Annotated in this window: 15 protein-coding genes; 13 read left to right on the plus strand and 2 right to left on the minus strand. The window is 73.4% G+C overall.

The genetic code is table 11. The features are described 5' to 3' along the window. Window positions 1-100 precede the first annotated feature (100 nt). Window positions 101-1024, plus strand: a complete 924-nt coding sequence (locus tag AB0412_RS07035) for a helix-turn-helix transcriptional regulator (RefSeq protein ID WP_366401449.1) — start codon at window positions 101-103, stop codon at window positions 1022-1024. Window positions 1025-1099: 75 nt separating this feature from the next. Here the strand turns inward: AB0412_RS07035 and AB0412_RS07040 are convergent, their stop codons facing one another. After that, window positions 1100-1918 (minus strand): SAM-dependent methyltransferase, encoded by an 819-nt coding sequence (locus AB0412_RS07040; RefSeq protein ID WP_366401450.1) that lies wholly within the window; start codon window positions 1916-1918, stop codon window positions 1100-1102. A gap of 270 nt (window positions 1919-2188) precedes the next feature. Here AB0412_RS07040 and AB0412_RS07045 point away from each other — a divergent pair, with 270 nt between their 5' ends. The 3 genes from AB0412_RS07045 (at window position 2189) to AB0412_RS07055 (ending at window position 6917) form a co-directional block, all read left to right on the plus strand. Beyond that, entirely contained in the window at window positions 2189-4582 is a 2394-nt protein-coding gene (locus tag AB0412_RS07045) for a nitrate reductase (protein ID WP_366401451.1), read from the plus strand. Continuing rightward, window positions 4579-5070, plus strand: coding sequence for a hypothetical protein (locus AB0412_RS07050; RefSeq protein WP_366401452.1), 492 nt, complete (start codon window positions 4579-4581; stop codon window positions 5068-5070). Before AB0412_RS07045 ends, AB0412_RS07050 begins: the two co-directional genes overlap by 4 nt. A gap of 116 nt (window positions 5071-5186) precedes the next feature. After that, window positions 5187-6917 (plus strand): hypothetical protein, encoded by a 1731-nt coding sequence (locus AB0412_RS07055; RefSeq protein WP_366401453.1) that lies wholly within the window; start codon window positions 5187-5189, stop codon window positions 6915-6917. 39 nt (window positions 6918-6956) lie between these two features. Here the strand turns inward: AB0412_RS07055 and AB0412_RS07060 are convergent, their stop codons facing one another. Next, window positions 6957-7106, minus strand: a complete 150-nt coding sequence (locus AB0412_RS07060) for a hypothetical protein (protein WP_366401454.1) — start codon at window positions 7104-7106, stop codon at window positions 6957-6959. 201 nt (window positions 7107-7307) lie between these two features. Here AB0412_RS07060 and AB0412_RS07065 point away from each other — a divergent pair, with 201 nt between their 5' ends. The 9 genes from AB0412_RS07065 (at window position 7308) to AB0412_RS07105 (ending at window position 18629) form a co-directional block, all read left to right on the plus strand. Beyond that, window positions 7308-7502 (plus strand): hypothetical protein, encoded by a 195-nt coding sequence (locus AB0412_RS07065; RefSeq protein ID WP_260828051.1) that lies wholly within the window; start codon window positions 7308-7310, stop codon window positions 7500-7502. A 313-nt stretch (window positions 7503-7815) separates the two neighbouring features. After that, complete coding sequence (locus AB0412_RS07070; RefSeq protein WP_366401455.1) at window positions 7816-8757, plus strand: alpha/beta hydrolase; 942 nt, start codon at window positions 7816-7818, stop codon at window positions 8755-8757. 220 nt (window positions 8758-8977) lie between these two features. Beyond that, window positions 8978-11986 (plus strand): LuxR C-terminal-related transcriptional regulator, encoded by a 3009-nt coding sequence (locus tag AB0412_RS07075; protein WP_366401456.1) that lies wholly within the window; start codon window positions 8978-8980, stop codon window positions 11984-11986. Window positions 11987-12128: 142 nt separating this feature from the next. Then, a complete protein-coding gene (locus AB0412_RS07080) occupies window positions 12129-13388 on the plus strand; it encodes a helix-turn-helix domain-containing protein (RefSeq protein ID WP_366401457.1) in 1260 nt (419 codons plus the stop codon). Between the two features lie 326 nt (window positions 13389-13714). Next, the gene (locus AB0412_RS07085; RefSeq protein WP_366401458.1) at window positions 13715-14497 is read left to right on the plus strand and encodes an ABC transporter ATP-binding protein; all 783 of its coding nucleotides are present in this window, start codon (window positions 13715-13717) and stop codon (window positions 14495-14497) included. Further along, window positions 14494-15297, plus strand: a complete 804-nt coding sequence (locus AB0412_RS07090; RefSeq protein WP_366401459.1) for an ABC transporter ATP-binding protein — start codon at window positions 14494-14496, stop codon at window positions 15295-15297. Before AB0412_RS07085 ends, AB0412_RS07090 begins: the two co-directional genes overlap by 4 nt. After that, window positions 15294-16190 (plus strand): branched-chain amino acid ABC transporter permease, encoded by an 897-nt coding sequence (locus AB0412_RS07095; protein WP_366401460.1) that lies wholly within the window; start codon window positions 15294-15296, stop codon window positions 16188-16190. The genes AB0412_RS07090 and AB0412_RS07095 overlap by 4 nt, the downstream gene beginning before the upstream one ends. After that, window positions 16183-17346, plus strand: coding sequence for a branched-chain amino acid ABC transporter permease (locus tag AB0412_RS07100; protein WP_366401461.1), 1164 nt, complete (start codon window positions 16183-16185; stop codon window positions 17344-17346). The genes AB0412_RS07095 and AB0412_RS07100 overlap by 8 nt, the downstream gene beginning before the upstream one ends. Next, window positions 17343-18629, plus strand: coding sequence for an ABC transporter substrate-binding protein (locus tag AB0412_RS07105; protein ID WP_366401462.1), 1287 nt, complete (start codon window positions 17343-17345; stop codon window positions 18627-18629). The genes AB0412_RS07100 and AB0412_RS07105 overlap by 4 nt, the downstream gene beginning before the upstream one ends. The last annotated feature ends 44 nt before the right edge of the window (window positions 18630-18673 follow it).

Consider the following 18673-nt stretch of genomic DNA (forward strand, 5'->3'; position numbering starts at 1 on the left):
GCAACTCCTCACTTCCGTCCGGCTTCTACGGGTGATGCGGTGCGGCGTGATGAGGTGCGATAGTGTAAATCGCCCTTGTGCCGGTCTGCTGGGAGTCAGGATGTCCGCCGCGTCGTCGCATCGCATCTCCCGTCTGGAACCCTATCTGGACAGGCCCGAGCCGGCTCCGACCCTGCTGAAGATGCTGGTCGGAGTGCAGCTCGCAGGCTTCCGTGAGGATGCCGGTCTGGCCCAGGACCAGGCGGCACGCGCCGTCGGTTTCAGTGCGGCGAAACTGTCCCGTATCGAGTCGGGCAAGGGCCGCCGCCCGCCCACCGAGGCGGACGTCCGCAAGCTGCTCCAGCTCTACGGCACCGACGACTACGAGGGCTCGGTCCTGCTCAAGCTGCTCCAGCGTGCCGGGGAGCCGGGCTGGTGGCAGCGGTACGACAAGCGGCTGATGCCCGAGTGGTTCGACCGTCTGGTGGGGCTGCAGGAGGCCGCCGCCACCATCCGCACCTTCGAGATCCAGTACGTGCCGGGCCTGCTGCAGACCGCCGCGTACACCCGCGCCGTGGTCGAGCGCGGACTGCCCAACGCGCCGGCGAGCGAGGTGCAGCGCCGCGTGGAACTCCGTATGCGGCGCGCCGAACTGCTGTCGCGGGCGGGCGCCCCGCAACTGTGGGCGGTCATCGACGAGTCCGTCCTGCTGCGCGTGCTCGGCAGCCCCGAGGTGATGCGCGAACAGCTCGAGCACCTGGTGAGGATGGCCGAACGGCCCAATGTCACCGTGCAGATCGTGCCGCTGGGCGTGACCAACGCGTCGGCTCCGGCCATCCCGGTGACGTATCTGCGCTTCGGGGGCCTCGACCTGCCCGATGTGGTCTACCTGGAGCACATCAGAAGCGCCAACTTCCTCGAGGACCGCGACGAGACGGAGGAGTACCGGATCGCGCTGGACCGCCTCGCCGACGAGGCGCTCAAACCCCGCGACTCCCTGGAACTGCTGCGCAGCACCATGGAAGAGCGCTATCCCGCGCCGTAGCCGCCGTCCGGATGCGCGACGCCCCTCGCGGGACCCAGGTGGTCGGCGAGGGGCGTCGGCGCGTCGGGGGTGTCTCTACGGAACCCGGCCCACGCCGCCGAACTCGATCCACTCGTCGGAGAGCTGACGGGGGGCCACCTCTGTGTCCGGACGCCAGGTGGAGACCTCCACCAGACCCGGCTCCAGGATCTCCAGACCCTCGAAGTACGACTCCACGTCCTTCTCCTCACGGACCCGGCCCCAGTGCCCCTGGGTCACCTGGTCCATGAAGCCGGTCACGAACTCGCGGACCTTCGGGTCGTCGCTGACCAGCTGGCACATCACCATGAAGCTGCCGGGAGCCAGCCGTTCGCGCACCCGGCGGGCCACCGCGAGCGGGCCGTCGGTGTCACTGTCCGGGATGCAGTGGAACACCGAGTTGAACAGCACGCACACCGGCTGCGAGAAGTCGAGCAGGCGCTGGGTCTCGGGGTGCGAGAAGATCTCGTCGGTGGAGCGCATGTCGGCGTGGATGACCGCGGTGCGCTCGTCCTGCTCCAGCAGTGCGCGGCCGTGGACCAGCACCATCGGATCGTTGTCCACGTACACCACGTGGGTGCTCGGGTCGATCCGCTGGGCGACCTGGTGCACGTTCTCCTGGGTGGGCAGACCGGAGCCGTGGTCGAGGAACTGGCGGATTCCGTACTCCTGCGCGAGGGTGCGCACCACCCGCTGCAGGAAACGCCGGTTGTTCAGCGCGAGCCGGCGCGTGCTGGGAACGACCTTGTCGAGCTCCTCGACCGCCGCGCGGTCGGCCGCGTAGTTGTCCTTGCCGCCCAGGTAGTAGTCGTACATACGCGCGGCCGTCGGCACGGTTGCGTCGATCTCGGTGGACAGCTGCTTACCACTGTGCATCGTTCCCCCTGCGGAGTACCGCGCCAACTGGACTGGCTGGACAGGGATTACATCCTAGGGAGGCCGTTGCGTGGCGTGCCAGCCCGTCGGCGAACAAGCCACGAACGAACGACACGCCGATCACCGTCCGTGCCCCTGAGTGCCCCGACCGTCACTCACGGTGCCGTATCGCTTCGCGGAGCCGGGGTACTCGCGGACGCAGTCGTCCCCGCACGGAACCGGACGCAGCAGTTCCCGCACGGACGTCGTTCCCCCACGGAAGGTGGCAGCGTGCACAGCCCGGAAGACCGGATCGCCGACCCCTGGGGTGCGCGGACCCCGTACGCCCCCGGCACCCCGTGGCCGGTGCGCACGGACATGCACCTGGCCAAGGGGATCACCGAGGACGACGTGGAGCGGTGGGTGCGGTCCGCGTCGATCCTGCACTCCAACGGGGACGCCCTGGACATCGCGGTGCGCGCCGGCCGCATCGTGGGCGTCAGGGGGCGCCCCGGCGACCGGGTCAACCGCGGCAGGCTCGGCCCCAAGGACCTCTACGGCTGGCAGGCCAACCACGCACCCGACCGGCTCACCAGGCCGCTCGTCCGCGAGGACGGCCGCCTGGTGGAGACCGACTGGGACACGGCCATGGACCGGATCGCCGCCCGCACCGCACAGCTGCTGGACGAACGGGGACCGGGCTCGATCGGCTTCTACACCACCGGCCAGCTGTTCCTGGAGGAGTACTACACCCTCGCCGTCCTGGCGCACGCCGGCATCCGCACCAACCACCTGGACGGCAACACCCGTCTGTGCACGGCGACCGCCGCCGAGGCGCTGAAGGAGACCTTCGGCACCGACGGACAGCCCGGCTCCTACGAGGACATCGACCACGCCGACACCGTCGCGCTGTTCGGGCACAACGTGGCCGAGACCCAGACCGTGCTGTGGATGCGGATCCTGGACCGCCTCGAGGGCTCCGACCCGCCCCGGCTGGTCTGCGTCGACCCCCGTCACACCCCCGTCGCCCGCCGCGCCGACGTGCACCTGGCGCCGCGGCCCGGCACGAACGTCGCCCTGCTCAACGCCCTGCTGCACGAGATCATCCGCACCGGCCGCATCGACCGCGCCTACCTCGACACCCACACCGTCGGCTTCGACGAGCTCGCCGCCCGCGTCGAGCGGTGCACCCCGCGGTGGGCGGCGGAGATCTGCGACGTGCCAGCCGCCGAGATCGAACGGGCGGCCGAGATCCTCGGCTCGGCGCGGCGGCTGCTGTCCACCGTCCTGCAGGGCGTCTACCAGTCCCACCAGGCGAGCGCCGCCGCCGTCCAGGTCAACAACCTGCACCTGATCCGGGGCATGCTCGGCCGCCCCGGCTGCGGACTGCTCCAGATGAACGGCCAGCCCACCGCCCAGAACACCCGCGAATGCGGCGCCGACGGCGACCTGCCCGGCTTCCGCAACTGGCAGAACGACCAGCACGTCGCCGAGCTCGCGCAGGTGTGGAACGTGGAGCCGGAGGACATCCCGCACTACGGCCCGCCCACCCACGCGATGCAGATCTTCCGCTACGCCGAGCAGGGCTCCCTGCGGATGCTGTGGATCACCGGCACCAACCCGGCCGTGTCCCTGCCCGAACTCGCCCGGATCCGCTCGATCCTCGCCCAGGAACGGCTGTTCGTGGTGGTGCAGGACCTGTTCCTCACCGAGACCGCGCAGCTCGCCGACGTGGTGCTGCCCGCCGCCACCTGGGGGGAGAAGACCGGCACCTTCACCAACACCGACCGCACGGTGCACCTGTCCGAGAAGGCCGTCGAACCGCCCGGCGAGGCCCGGCCCGACCTCGACATCTTCCTCGACTACGCCGCCCGCATGGACTTCCGGGACAAGGACGGCGGCCCGCTGATCGGCTGGCACGACCCCGAGTCGGCGTTCGCCGCCTGGCAGCGGTGCAGCGCCGGACGCCCCTGCGACTACACCGGCCTCGGCTACGACAGGCTGCGCGGCGGCAGCGGCATCCAGTGGCCGTGCACCGCCGAGGCGCCCGAGGGCACCGCCCGGCTCTACACCGACGGAATCGACCACGCCCACCCCGACCGGTGCGAGAGCTACGGCAAGGACCTGGTGACCGGCGCGACCGTGGACCCGGTCGAGTACCGCTCCCTCAACCCGGACGGCAAGGCGGTCATCAAGGCGGCCGAGTACCTGCCGCCGCACGAGGACCGCTCCGACGACCACCCGCTCCAGCTGATCACCGGCCGCACGGTGTACCACTTCCACACCCGCACCAAGACCGGCCGCGCCCCCGAACTGAACGCCGCCGCCCCCGACGTATGGGCGGAGATCTCACCCGCCGAGGCCGCCGCACAGGGGCTGGCCGACGGCGACCTGGTCCAGATCACCACCCCGCGCGGAGCGATCAGGGCCCGGCTGCGCACCACCGCGATCCGCGACGGCGTGGTGTTCGTGCCCTTCCACTACGGCTACTGGGACACCCCGGCCGGCCACCGGCCCCCCGACGGCACCCCCGGACGCGCCGCCAACGAGACCACCGTCACCGACTGGGACCCGGTCTCCAAACAGCCCCTGTTCAAGACGGCTGCCGCCCGGGTCACGCTCGTCGCCCGCCGCGGCTCCCCGGCGGCGGCCTCCGCCCACGACACCGCCGGGAGCGGGACATGAGCGGCATCACCACCACCCTGCGCGCCCTGCACGACGGCGAACGCGACCTGGAACACGCTCTGCTGGCCGCCGCGGCACGCCACCGCGCCGAGCACGAGTTCCACCACGTCGCCCTCGACATCGCCCGCTGGTCCCGGGAACACGCCGCCCGGCTCGCCGACGCCGGCCGCGATCACGGCCTCGACCTGTCCGGCCCGCGCGACAACCCCGCGTCCGCCGCGCTCACCGCACTGCGCGAGAAGGCCTCCGAGGCCCTCGGCCGCCGCCCGGAGACGGGCCTGCTCCTGCTGCACGACCTGCGGGACCTGCACCTGGCCGCGGCCCGCAACTCCCTGCACTGGGAGATGCTCGCCCAGGCGGCGCAGGCCACCCGGGACCAGGGACTGCTCGCGCTGGTCTCCTCGTGCCATCCGCAGACGCTGCGCCAGATGCGCTGGACCAACACCATGATCAAGGTGCTCTCGCCGCAGCTCCTCACCAGCGTGTGACAGGCGGCCCGGTCGCCTGCGCGGACACCCGCACGCCGCTATTGTCGGTTTCGTTCCGCCGGTGTGACGCGCCGGCCGGAGTGTGGGCCGATCGAGCCGCTTCCCGGGAGAGCGCCATGCATGCCTCGGACGACGACCACGACGAATACGACGACTACCACTACGACCTCGGCACCTACAGCCGGCCCGTGACCACCGGCTCCGCGACGGCCCAACTCTGGTTCGACCGCGGGCTGATGTGGACCTACGCCTTCCATCACGAGGAGGCCGTCGCCTGCTTCGAGAAGGCCGCCGCGGCCGATCCCGACTGCGCCATGGCGTACTGGGGCATCGCCTACGCCCTCGGCCCGAACTACAACAAGCCCTGGGAGGCCTTCGACGGCGACGAACTCGTCCGCACCGTCGAACGCACCCACGCAGCGGTCGAGCGGGCGCACCGGAAGGCCGGCCGCGCCACCCCCGTCGAACAGGCCCTCATCGGCGCCCTGCGCGCCCGCTACCCCCAGGCCGAGGCCGCCGCCGACTGCTCGGTGTGGAACGAGCCGTACGCGGACCGCATGCGTGCCGTGTACGACAGCGCGCCCGACGACCCCGACGTGGCCACGCTGTGCGCCGACGCGGCCATGAACCTCACCCCCTGGCAGCTGTGGGACCTGCCCACCGGCCGCCCCGCCGAGGGCGCCCGCACCCTGGAGGCCAAGGCGATCCTCGACCGTGCCCTCGCCACCGAGGCCGGCGCCCACCACCCCGGCGTCCTGCACCTCTACATCCATCTGATGGAGATGTCGCCCACCCCGGAAGCGGCCCTCACGGTCGCCGACCGGCTGCGCGGAGCCGTCCCCGACGCGGGGCATCTGCACCACATGCCCTCGCACCTGGAGGTGCTGTGCGGCGACTACCGGCGCGTCGTCTCGGACAACACCCGGGCGATCGCCGCCGACGAGAAGTACCTCCGGCGCGCCGGCGCCATGAACTTCTACACCCTCTACCGGGCCCACAACATCCACTTCAAGATCTACGGCGCCATGTTCCTCGGCGCCTCACAGGTGGCCCTGGACGCCGCCGCGCAGCTCGAGGCCGCCGTCCCCGAGAAGCTGCTGCGGGTGCAGAGCCCGCCGATGGCCGACTGGCTCGAAGGCTTCCTAGCGATGCGCGTCCACGTCCTGATCCGCTTCGGACGCTGGGACGACATCCTGGCGCTGCCCTTCCCCGCCGACCCCGAGCTGTACTGCACCACGACCGCGATGCTCCACTACGCCCGTGGCGTCGCCCTCTCCGCGACCGGCGCCGTCGACCGGGCCGAGGCCGAACGGCAGGCGTTCCGCTCGGCCGTCGACCGGGTCCCGGATTCACGGACGCTGTTCAACAACACCTGCCGGGACATCCTCGCCGTCGCGTCGGCCATGCTGGACGGCGAACTCGACTACCGCAGGGGCAACTTCGACGCGGCCTTCGCCGCCCTGGAGCGGGCCGTCGCACTGGACGACAACCTGCCCTACGACGAACCCTGGGGCTGGATGCAGCCCACCCGGCACGCCTATGGCGCGCTGCTGCTGGAGCAGGGCCGGGTGGCGGAGGCGGAGGCGGTCTACCGCGCGGACCTCGGTCTCGACGCGACGCTGCCCCGCCCCCTGCAACACCCCGGGAACGTCTGGGCGTTGCACGGGTTCCACGAGTGCCTGATCCGCGCCGGCCGGACCGGTGAGGCCGCGATCGTGGCCCAACAGCTCACCCGGGCCACCGCGTTGGCTGACGTACCGATCGACCGCTCCTGCTTCTGCCGGCTGGACACCGGCCACGGTCACCACCCGGCGACCGTGCGGGACGGCGACGGGTGCTGCCACTGAGCCGGCGCCGAGGCCGGCCCGGTGGCGCCTCGGGCCTCCTCAGCGGGAGGACTCCATGACCGCCTGGAACGACTTCATACAGGGGAAGCAGTGCCGGTCCGTGGCATGCCGCCGACGGGCCTCCTCTTCCTCCTCCTTCTCCACTCCGCACAGCGTGGTCGTCCTGTCCGTGGTCAGGACATGCCACACCGGCTCTCCCGAAGTGTCTGCACCGCACCACATCTCGTGCATTCCCAGCTCCCTCCGGGTAGGCATGGAGGCCGCTTCCATCTGAGCACGGCCCCGGCCCGGGCGGCCTCCCGGGACGGCCATGCGGGTGATGCGGCCCATGGGGTGGCACAACGGCGGCCCGAGCCGGATGCTGGAGACGTGACGACGAAGGCGCCGATCGTGGTACACCCGCCGCTCGGCACGGGCGGACGGCGCGTGACCGTGCGCGGCGAGATCGTCGGGCTCGCGAACTCCGACCGCGACGTGGTGGAGTTCCTGCGGCGCGCCGGGCTGCCGGAGGGGGAGCGGCTCCTGGACGACCCGGCCTGGGTGAAGTGGGTCGGCGGCCGGGCCCACGTGTACGACGCGGCGTGACTCTCCCGGGCGGTACGCCCGCCCGCTCCGCCGGCCGGCCCGACGGTCACCGTCGGCGCCGACTCCGACGGTGACCGCGCATCCTCGTATACCCCCGGTTTCCTCCGGCATGCGGGTCCGCACGCCCCGCGACCGCCGGCCGTGCTGCGCACGAGACCGGTGAGATTGCCGATCCCCGGCCGCACCCTCCTCTCCGACAGTGGCACCGCCAGCCCATCGGCGGCGCCCCCGGCCGGCGCACGGACGCATCCCGCGTCGTACCCCCGTGCCCCGGACGGCGGGCGGCCCGCCGCCATAGAGAGGACCACTCGTCGTGCAGCAGCACCCCCACAGCAGCAGCGGCCCGGCCGACGCCCCGCAGTCGCGCCGGCACGTCCGGCGCAGGACCGGCAGGCTCGCCGGACTCGCCGCCGCCGTCACCGCCGTCGTCGGCCTCACCACCCTCACCGGGCCCGGCGCCCAGGCGGCCGACAACCCCTACGAGCGCGGTCCGGCGCCGACCGAGTCCAGCATCGAGGCGGCGCGCGGCCCGTACGCCGTGTCGCAGGTCTCCGTCTCCTCGCTGTCCGTCACCGGCTTCGGCGGAGGCACCATCTACTACCCGACCAGCACCGCCGACGGCACCTTCGGCGCGGTCGCCATCTCGCCCGGCTTCACCGCCTACGAGTCCTCCATCGCCTGGCTGGGCCCGCGCCTGGCCTCCCAGGGCTTCGTCGTCTTCACCATCGACACCAACACCACGCTCGACCAGCCCGACTCGCGCGGCGACCAGCTGCTCGCCGCGCTGGACTACCTCACCCAGCGCAGCGCGGTCCGCAGCCGTGTCGACAGCAGCCGCCTCGGCGTGATGGGCCACTCGATGGGCGGCGGCGGCAGCCTCGAGGCCGCCAAGGACCGGCCGTCCCTCCAGGCGGCGATCCCGCTGACGCCCTGGAACCTCGACAAAACCTGGCCCGAGGTCAGAACCCCCACGCTGATCTTCGGTGCCGACGGCGACACGATCGCCCCGGTCTCCAGCCACTCCGAGCCCTTCTACAGCGGGCTGCCGTCCTCCCTCGACCGGGCGTACATCGAACTGAACAGCGCCACGCACTTCACGCCCAACACGTCGAACACGACGATCGCGAAGTACAGCATTTCCTGGCTGAAGCGGTTCATCGACAACGACACCCGCTACGAGCAGTTCCTGTGCCCGCTGCCGCGGCCCAGCCTGACCATCGAGGAGTCGCGGGGCAACTGCCCGCACACCTCCTGACGCACCTTCCCTCAGGGGGACCGGTGGCGGCCCGCGCTCGGCGCGGGCCGCCACCGGCGTTTGTGCGCGTGCACCGCCGCGGGCGGCGCACCTTGGGCGCCGGCACACTCCGCTGGACCCCCGAGGGCGGAAAACCCGCTGGTGGAACGGTGGTTGAACCCTGTTCGACGGATGGACGGATGCCTTCCACCCTCCGTTACGCGCAAGTAACGTCGCGGAAATGACCGGACAGACGACCCCGGGAACCGCTCCGCTCACGTACCGCGCGCGACCCCGGCGGCTGGTGCTCGCCGAACTGCTGGACGGGCTGCGCACCGAGGGCGGAGTCCGTGTGGTGACCGGCGAACCGGGTTGCGGCCGCACGGCGTTCCTCGAGTCCGCGGCACGCTCGTTCGGCGCCGGACCGGTCCGGCAGGTCCGGGCCGACCCGGCAGGTTCCCTCCGGCGGCACAGCGGCCTGCACACCCTCCTGCGTGCCGTCGGCCACTGCGGCCACTGCGGCCGCGTTCGCGACGACGGTACGGCCGGGGAGGTGCTCCTCGACGCCCTGCGCACGTCGGCCGCCCGGTCCCCTCTCCTGGTGTGCGTGGACGACGCCCACCTCTGGGACGCCGCCTCGCGGACCGCGCTCGGGGAAGCCGCCCGGCATGTGCACGCGGCGCCCGGCGGGGTGGGGCTGCTGCTGACCGTGCCCGGGCACCGGCCCGTCGACCGGGAGTTCGCGGGCCTGCCCGTGCTGCGCCTCGGACCGCTCGACACCGGGGAGGCAGCCCGCCTCCTCGACGAGGTGATCGACGGGGCGGCCGGGCCCGCCGTCCGCGACGAGCTGGTCCGGGAGGCCGAGGGCAACCCCGCGCTGCTGCTCGCCATGACCCACCGCCTGACCCCGGCCCAGCTCAGCGGCCACGCCCCGCTGCCGCGCCCCCTGGCCGACACCGAGATCCTCACCGCGCTCGTGGGCGGCCACCTGGCCGGCGTTTCCCCCGCACAGGCCGACGTGTTGCTGACGACGGCGGCGGCCCTGCGGGCGACGGGCGAGCCGGACGCGGACGCGGACCTGGTACGGCGGGCCGCAGGGCGCCTGGAGCGCCGGTCCCGCACGACCGGCACGGACAGCGGTGGCCGGGGCGTGGCGGCCCCGCGGACGCCGGGCGGGTCGGACGCGGACCTGGCGCGGGAGGCCGCAGGGCGCCTCGGGCGCCGGGCCGGCGCAGCCGCCTCGGCCGGCGGCGGCCGGGGTGCGGCGGACGCGCCGGGCACGGGAGGGGGAGAGACCGGCGGGGATTTCACGGCCTTCGGCGCGGGCGCCGCCGCAGGGCCCGACGATGCCGCGCTGCCCGACGTGCTCCTGGCGGTCGACGGGCGGCTCCGGTTCAGGAGTGTGCTGGTCGGCAGGGCCGCGTACGCCGGTGCGTCGCCCGAGCGGCGGCGGGAGGCGCACCGGGCGCTGGCAGCGGAGTCGGCGCAGCCCCACGGCATCCCGGTGCTGCTGCACCGTTCGTGGACCGTCGCGGGGCCCGCGCCCGCGCTCGCGGCCGAGTTGGCGGGTACCGCCGGCGATGCCGCCTCCAGCGCACCCCCCGCACTGCGGCGCACGGCGTACGTACGGGCGGCCGAGCTGACGCCGGACCACGCCGAACGTGCACACCGCTACACCTGCGCCGCCGAACAGGCCCTGCTCGCGGGGGACCCGGCCGAGGCGCTGCGGCTGCTCGACGCCGTGCGCAGCGGGAGCGCGCCCGCCACCGTGCGCGGGCGTGCCGAACTGCTGCGCGGCGCCGTGCTGCTGGCCGACGGCCCGGTGGACGACGCCCGGGAGTCCTTCCTCCTCGCCGCGCACCTGCTGGCCGCCGGTCACCCCCAGGAGGCCGACACGGCGGGCCTCGGCGCGGCCAACGCCGCCTGGGCCGCCGGCGACATGCCGGCCTGCCTCCTCGCCCTCAGCCCCGAGCACTCCGCTCCCGCCAGGGAAGCTCGCACCGCGGGCTCCTCCTCCGCCGGCCTGCTGCGCGATCACCTCGACGGCATGCGGGCGGTCCTTCTGGGCCGCTTCGATCTCGCCGGGGCTCCTCTAGGACGCGTCGTCGAGCGGGGGCTGCCCGCCGACGACCCGGAGCCGCTGCTGCGCAGTGCCGCCGCCGCGCTGATGCTGGGTGATGTGACCGGGGCCCGCCGGGCCGGGGCGCGGGCGCTGGCGGCGGCACGGACACTCGGGGCCGCGGCGCTCGAACCCCGGGCGCTCGAATACCTGGCCTACGCCGAACTGCGGGCCGGCCGGCACCAGTTGGCCCGGACCCATGCCGAGGAGGGGCTGCGCACCGCGCGGCGGACCGGGCAGCGCAACACCGCCGCCCACCATCACGCCGTCCTGGCGCTCGCCGCGTCGATCGAGGGCGAGAAGGAACTCGTCGCCGAGCACGTGGCCGCCGCGCTCGTCATCGCGCGGCGGCACGGTCTGGCGCAGGCCGCCACCCTGGCGCAGTGGGCGGCGGCCCGCGCCGACCTGGGTGCCGGCCGGCCCCGGGAGGCCGCGGACCGGCTCGGCCCGCTGGTGCGCCCCGGCCCGCGGCGCGGCCACTTCGCGGTGTGGATGCTCGCCGTCCCCTGCTTCGTGGAGGCCGCCGCACTCGCCGGACAGCCCGAGCACGCCCGCCCGGTGGTCCAGGACTTCGCCCTGTGGGCCGCCTGCGGCGCCGACCCGCAGGCCCCCGCCCAGCTGCTGCGCTGCCATGCGCTGCTGGCGGGCCCCGACACGGCCGACACGCTGTACCTGCGGGCCCTGGACCGGCACGAGGAGACCGCCGGCGACTTCGAACGGGCTCGCACCGCCCTGCTGTACGGCATGTGGCTGCGGCGCCGGCGCCGGCTGCGGGAGGCACGGGAGCGGCTCGGGGAGGCGCTGATGGGCTTCGAACGCTGCGGCGCACACCTGTGGGCGCAGCAGGCGGGCGCGGAACTGCGGGCCAACGGGGCGGCACCGGGCGGGGCGGGTCCGGGGGAGGCCCGCAGCGGCACGGCGGAGCTGGACCGGCTCACCTCGCAGCAGCTGCGTATCGCCCGGTACGTGGCCGAGGGCGCGACGAACCGGGAGGTGGCCCTGAGCCTGTCCGTGAGCACCCGCACCGTCGACTACCACCTGCGGAAGGTGTTCGCCGCACTGGGGGTCCGTTCCCGGGTCGAGCTGGCCCGATTGGTCGAGCAGGCGGAAAAGACCGGTGCACAGCTCTAGGGACCGACCGGACGGTATGCCATCCTTCGGGGCAGGACGAGTCAGGTGGCGACCGGCCCACGGGCTCCGCGGCCGGCCAGGGGGGCCGGGCAGCGGACCTCCGCGGGCGCCGCCCGGAAGCCGAACCTGGGGGAGATGCGCGATGCAACACGCCGTACGGCCACGGACCCTGCTTCGCTCCGGACCCGTGCCCGCGCCACCGCGCCGGGCACCCCGCGTGCGGTCGCTCATCGACGCCGACGCGCTGCGGGTCCTGCACAGTGCCGCCCGGGCGCTGCTCGACGACCTGCCCCAGCTCTCCGACCGGCTGGTCGCCGCCCTGCAGGAGCAGGAGCCCGCCTACCGGGCCGCGGTGGAGAACGACGCCACCGGGATCTGGCAGGAGGTGCACCGCTCGCTGCGGCACAGCATCTCCTCGCTGCTCGACCCGCGCGGCGCCCGGGACGCGGCACGCCGCTGCACCTGGAAGATCGGTGCCACCCGCGCCGAGCAGGGCATGCCGCTGGACGCGCTGCTGCACGCCTTCCGGCTGGGCGGCTCGCTGGTGTGGCAGGGCCTGGTCGACGAGACGTCACGGACCGCGCCGGAGGACGTACGCCTCCTCGTGCATGTGGCGTCCGACGTGTGGAACTTCGTCGACGACCACTGCACCCTCCTGGCGGACGCCTACCGGCAGACCGAACGGCAGCTGGCCTGGCGCCGGGAGAACAGGGTGCGACTGCTGGCCGGGGCACTGCTGGACGGCACCAGCCGGATCGCCGACCTGCCCGAGGCGGCGCAGGCACTGGGACTGCCCGAGCAGGGCCGGTACGTGGTCGTGGCCGTCGCCGGCGGCAGACTCACCGGTTGTCCCGGTGCCCAAGTGGTGCCCGCTCCGGGTGTGCGCGCGCACTGGCACGCGGGCGTGGAGGCGGACTACGGCATCGTCCTCGCCGAGGACGGCGTGGATCCGCTGCTGCCGCAGGAACAGGCGCCCGGCGTGCGCGTCGGCGTCAGCAGTGCCGTCGAGGGACTGGCCGCGGTCGGCGAGGCGCGCCGGCTGGCGGACACCGCGCTGACCCTGTGCCCGGAGCCGGGAGGGGTCATCCACCTGACCGAGCACCTGCCCGCGGCCCTGGTGGTCTCCGCCCCGGAACTCGGCACGGCACTCGCCGACCGGCTGCTGGGCCCGCTGGCCGGCCTGGAGCCGGCCGACGCGGAGGTGCTGCTGGACACCCTGGCCACCTGGCTGGCCTGCGACGGCTCGGCCCAGAGAGCGAGCCGCCGCCTCTACTGCCACCGCAACACCGTCCTCAACCGCCTGCGCCGCTACGAACAGCTGACGGGCCGCTGCCTGTCCCGCCCGTCCGACCTGGTCGAAGTGAGCCTGGCCCTCACCGCCCGCGGCCTCCTGCGCTCCTGACCCGGACACGCCCCGACAGGCCCGCCGCCTCCTGAGCCCGCCTCCGGACGCCGGCGGGCCTGCGTGTGTCGCCTCCGGACGCCGGCGGGCCTGCGTGTGTGCCCGTACCGCCGCGCCCCGCGGCACCAGGAGCCCCGGGCGTACGGAACCACGTGTTCCCCCTGCCTGGGCAGCCGCACAACCCCCGGCCGCCCGCGTTGGTCGGGCGCAGCGAGCGGGGGCGATCGGGTGTACCGGCCGGCCGTGCGCGTGCTGTCGTGAGCTGCCCTTGAACCGAACTTCCCCCGAAGTCGTGCCGCCGAGCGGTACGGCCCCGAGGAGCCGTGATGCCCGAAGCACCACCGGACGACCTGCCCGCCCTGCACGTCGAGAACGTCGACGTCACCTACGGGCGAGCCCTGTCCGCCCTCCGTTCCGTGTCCCTGAACGTGCCGGCCGGATCCGTCGTGACCCTGCTCGGCGCCAACGGGGCCGGCAAGACCACCCTGCTGCGGGCCGTGTCCGGGACACTGCGCCTGCACCGCGGCGCCATCACGGCCGGCCGCATCCGCTACGGCGACACGGTGCTCGACGGCAAGGACCCCGTCACGGCGGTGCGCGCCGGAGTCGTCCAGGTCCCCGAGGGCCGGCGGGTGTTCGCCGGACTCAGCGTCGACGAGAACCTCCGCAGCGGCGGTCTCGGCCTCGGCCGGCGCGGACGCGCACAGGTCCAGGAGGCGCGGGACCGGGTCTTCACGCTGTTCCCCCGGCTCGCCGAACGCACCCACCAGGCCGCGGGACTGCTCTCCGGCGGCGAGCAGCAGATGCTCGCCATCGGCCGCGCCCTGATGGCCGCGCCCCGGCTGCTGCTCCTCGACGAGCCCTCGCTCGGCCTCGCACCGCAGATGGTGTACCGGATCGCCGAGGTGATCCGCGAGATCAACGCCCAGGGCACCGCCGTCCTCCTGGTCGAGCAGAACGCCGGCATGGCGCTCTCCCTCGCCGACCACGCGCACGTCCTGGAGGTCGGCGAGACCCGTCTGTCCGGCCCCGCCGACGAACTCGCCCGCACCGACGCCGTGCGCCGCCTCTACCTGGGCGAGACGGCCGAGGACCAGGGGGCGGCGTGAACGACCGCACCAAGGCCACTCCGCCCGTGCTCGACGTACGGGACGTCACCGTGCGTTTCGCCGGCCTCACCGCGCTCGACGCGGTCTCCTTCACCGTGGCGCCCGGCTCGCTGCACGCGATCATCGGACCCAACGGCGCCGGCAAGTCGACCTGCTTCAACGTGCTGTCCGGCCTCACCCGTCCGGCCTCGGGCACGGTGACCCTCGGCGAGAGGGAACTGACCCGGCTCGCCCCGCACCGCATCGCCGCGCTCGGCGTGGCCCGCACCTTCCAGAACATCGTCACCACCCACGGCACGGTCGCCGACAACCTGATGCTCGGCCGCCACGCCAAGTCCCGCGCCGGCTTCGCCGCCAGCGCGCTGCGCCTGCCGAGCGCCGTGCGCGAACAGCGCGCACACCTGGAGCGGGCCCGTGAGATCGCCGAACTCACCGGACTCGGCCACCACTTCGACAGTCCCGTCGGACTGCTGTCGTACGGCGACCGCAAGCGGGTGGAACTCGCCCGCGCCCTGTGCCTGGAACCGAGCGTGCTGCTCCTGGACGAACCGGTCGCCGGCATGAACGCCGCCGAACGCGCCCGCACCGCCGAGGTCATCCGCGAACTGCGCGCCGAACTCGGCCTCACCATCGTCCTGGTGGAGCACGACATGGGCATGGTGATGCGGCTCGCCGACGACGTCACCGTCCTCGACTTCGGAAAGACCATCGCCCACGGCACGCCCGACGAGGTCCGCCAGGACCCCGAGGTGCTGCGCGCCTACCTCGGCACCGGAACACAAGGGGAGGACGCGGCATGACCGGGTTCCTGGACAACGTCCTCAACGGACTCGCGCTCGGCGCGGTCTACGCACTGGTCGCCCTCGGCTTCGTGGTCATGTTCAAGGCCTCGGGCGTCCTCAACTTCGCCCACGGCTCCATCCTCCTGCTCGGCGGCTACCTCATCGCCGTCCTGCACGACGACCTGGGCTTCGCCGGCGCGCTCGCGGTGGCCGTCCTGACCACCGCCGCGCTCGCCGGCGCCCTCGACCGGTTCCTGCTGCAACGCGCGGGACAGGACGAGCAGTCGGCGCACATCCAGACCATCGCCACCATCGGCATCGACATCCTGATCTTCACCGACCTGGCCCGCCGCATCGGCGGCGACCTGCTGACGCTGGGCGACCCGTGGGGCGACTCGGTCACCGAACTCGGCCCGGTCACCGTCGCCGACAGCCGGCTCGCCGCGATCGTGGTGTCCACCGTGGTCATCGGCGCGGTGTTCGCCCTGTTCCGGTTCACCTCCTGGGGACTGTCCCTGCGGGCGGCGGCCGAGGACCTGGAGGCGGCGGCCCTCATGGGCGTACGGCTGCGCCGGGTGCGCGCCCTCGCCTGGTGCCTGGCCGGTGCGCTGGCCGCGCTCGCCGCGGTGTTCCTCGCCGCGTTCCCGGCACCCGGTCTGGAGCGCACCACCGGGCAGATCGCGCTGCACGCCTTCCCGGCCGCGATCCTCGGCGGCCTCACCTCCCCGGTCGGCGCCCTCGCCGGCAGCCTCCTCATCGGGCTCACCGAGGCGCTGGTCGTCGGCTACGAGTCCGACCTGCACGTCCTCGGTGACGGCTTCGGCGAGGTCGCCCCTTACGCGGTGATGCTGCTGGTGCTCCTGGTGCGGCCCACCGGGCTGTTCGGCGGGAAGGGAGCGGCACGTGTCTGACCGTCTCCTCGGGCTCGTCAAGGGCCGCCCCGCCCGGATCCTCCTGCTCGCTCTCCTGCTGTGCCTGCCGCCCTTCTACCTGGACGCCTTCTGGCTGCGGATCGGCCTGTTCTCCATGGCCGCGGCCATCGGCGCGGTCGGACTGTCGCTGCTCAGCGGCACCGCGGGACAGCTCTCCCTCGGTCATGCCTTCTTCCTCGCCGTCGGCGCCTACGGCTACTCCTACCTGGCCGGCGAGCCCGGCCCGGGACTTCCGCCGGTCCTCGCCGCCGTCTGCGCGGTGCTGCTCGCCGGAGCGGCGGGCGGGCTGTTCAGTCCCGTCGCCGGCCGGGTGAAGGGCATGTACCTGGGCATCGCCACGCTCGCCCTGGTGTTCCTCGGCCACCATGTGCTGCTCACCTGGGACTCGGTCACCGGCGGCTTCAACGGCCGCTCGGTGCCGCCGCTGGAGCTCGGCGGGTTCACCTTCGACGCCTCCGGCTCCGAACTCGTCGTGCTCGGCGTGCCGTTCGGCGCCGAGGAACGCCTGTGGTTCCTGGGCCTCGCCCTGTTCGCGTTCACCTGGTTCACCGCCGGCGGCCTGCTGCGCGGACGCCCGGGCCGGGCGCTGGCCGCCCTGCGCGACAGCGAGACCGCGGCCGCGGTGATGGGCGTGGACGTCGCCCGCCACCGCTCGGCGGCCTTCGTGGTGTCCTCCATGTACGCGGGCCTCGGGGGAGTCCTCCTGGCGCTGGCCTTCCGCCGGGTCGTGCCCGACTACTTCTCCCTCGCCCTGTCCATCGACTACCTCGCCATGATCGTCATCGGCGGCCTCGGCTCGGTCGCCGGAGCCACCGCGGGCGCCGTCTTCGTCACCGCGCTCCCGCTGCTGATGACCCGTTACGCCGACCAGCTGCCGCTGGTGACCGCCCCCGGCTCGGGCGAGGGCTCCGTCGGCCCCACCGAGGCCGCCCGCTATCTGTACGGCGCCGCGATCGTCCTCGTCCTGCTGTACGCACCCGACGGCCTGCACGGACTGGCCCGCCGGATCCGCGCACGCCTGCGGCGCCGCAGGCCCCCCGCCCCCGACCGGGACCCCGCACCCTCCTCACCCTCACCGTCACCCTCACCCTCGCAACCGGCCGCGGCCGCACCGACCAAGGAGCACACCCCGTGAACACCACGACCCACAGGCACCGCAACCGGCGCCGCACCTCCGGTACCGTCCTCGCCGGCGCTCTCGCCCTGCTGCTCGCGGTCTCCGGATGCAGCTCCAAGGCGGACAGCGGCGACAAGGGCGGCGACGCCGCCGACGGCGTCCGCACCGGACCCGGTGTCAGCGCCAAGACGATCAAGCTGGGCGCCCTGACCGACCTCACCGGCCCCTACGCCACCCTCGGCAAGTCCATCGTGCAGGCCCAGCAGATGTGGGCCGACGAGATCAACGCCAAGGGCGGCATCTGCGACCGGAAGATCGAGATCGTCGTCAAGGACCACGGCTACGACGTGCAGAAGGCGGTCACCGCCTACGCCGACATCTCCCAGGACGTCGTCGCCATGCCGCAGGTCATCGGCTCCCCGGTGGTCGCCGCGCTGCTCGACGACATCGAACGCGACAAGATGCTCACCTTCCCGCAGGCCTGGGCCGCGTCCCTGCTCGGCAAGGACGCCGTCCAGGTGATCGGCACCACCTACGACGTCGACATGATCGCCGCCGTCGACTTCCTCACCCGCACCAAGGGTCTGAAGAAGGGCGACACGATCGGCCACGTCTACTTCGAGGGCGACTACGGTGCCAACGCCCTGGAGGGCTCCACCTGGGCGGCGAAGAAGGCCGGCCTGAAGGTGGTGGACCAGAAGATCCAGGCCACCGACACCGACCTGTCCGCGCAGGTCTCCGCGCTGCGCAAGGAGGGCGTCAAGGCCATCCTGATCAGCGCCGGGCCCGCCCAGACGGCCTCCCTGGTCGGCGTCGCCGCCTCCCGCGGCCTGAAGGTCCCCGTGGTCAGCAGCGCTCCCGGCTTCGCACCCCAGCTGATGAAGACACCGGCCGCACCGGCCCTGGCCGCGATGCTCAGCATCGTGAGCGCCGCGCCCGCGGTCAGCGCCGACGTGCCGGGCGTGCAGCAGATGGTGAAGTCGTACCAGAAGAAGTACCCGGACTCGCCGGTCGACTCCGGCGTGCTGTCCGGCTACAACGCCGCGCAGCTGATGGGCGCCGACCTGAAGAAGGCCTGTGAGGCCGGCGGCCTGAGCCGGGAGGACGTCGTGAAGGCGCACCGCTCGCAGAAGAACGCCGACACCGGACTCGGCACCCCGCAGGACTTCTCGGACGTCGACCGTCCGGCGAGCGTCGAGACGTACGTCCTCAAGCCCGACGCCAAGGCGGTCGGCGCCGTGGTGAACGCCGAGGACGCCCACACCGCACCGGGCGTCGAGGACTACCTGTCCGCACGCTGACCACCGGGCCCGCCGGGACGTTCCGCGACGGAACGCCCCGGCGG

This window comes from Streptomyces sp. NPDC052012, assembly GCF_040689265.1.
Taxonomy (GTDB): Bacteria; Actinomycetota; Actinomycetes; order Streptomycetales; family Streptomycetaceae; genus Streptomyces.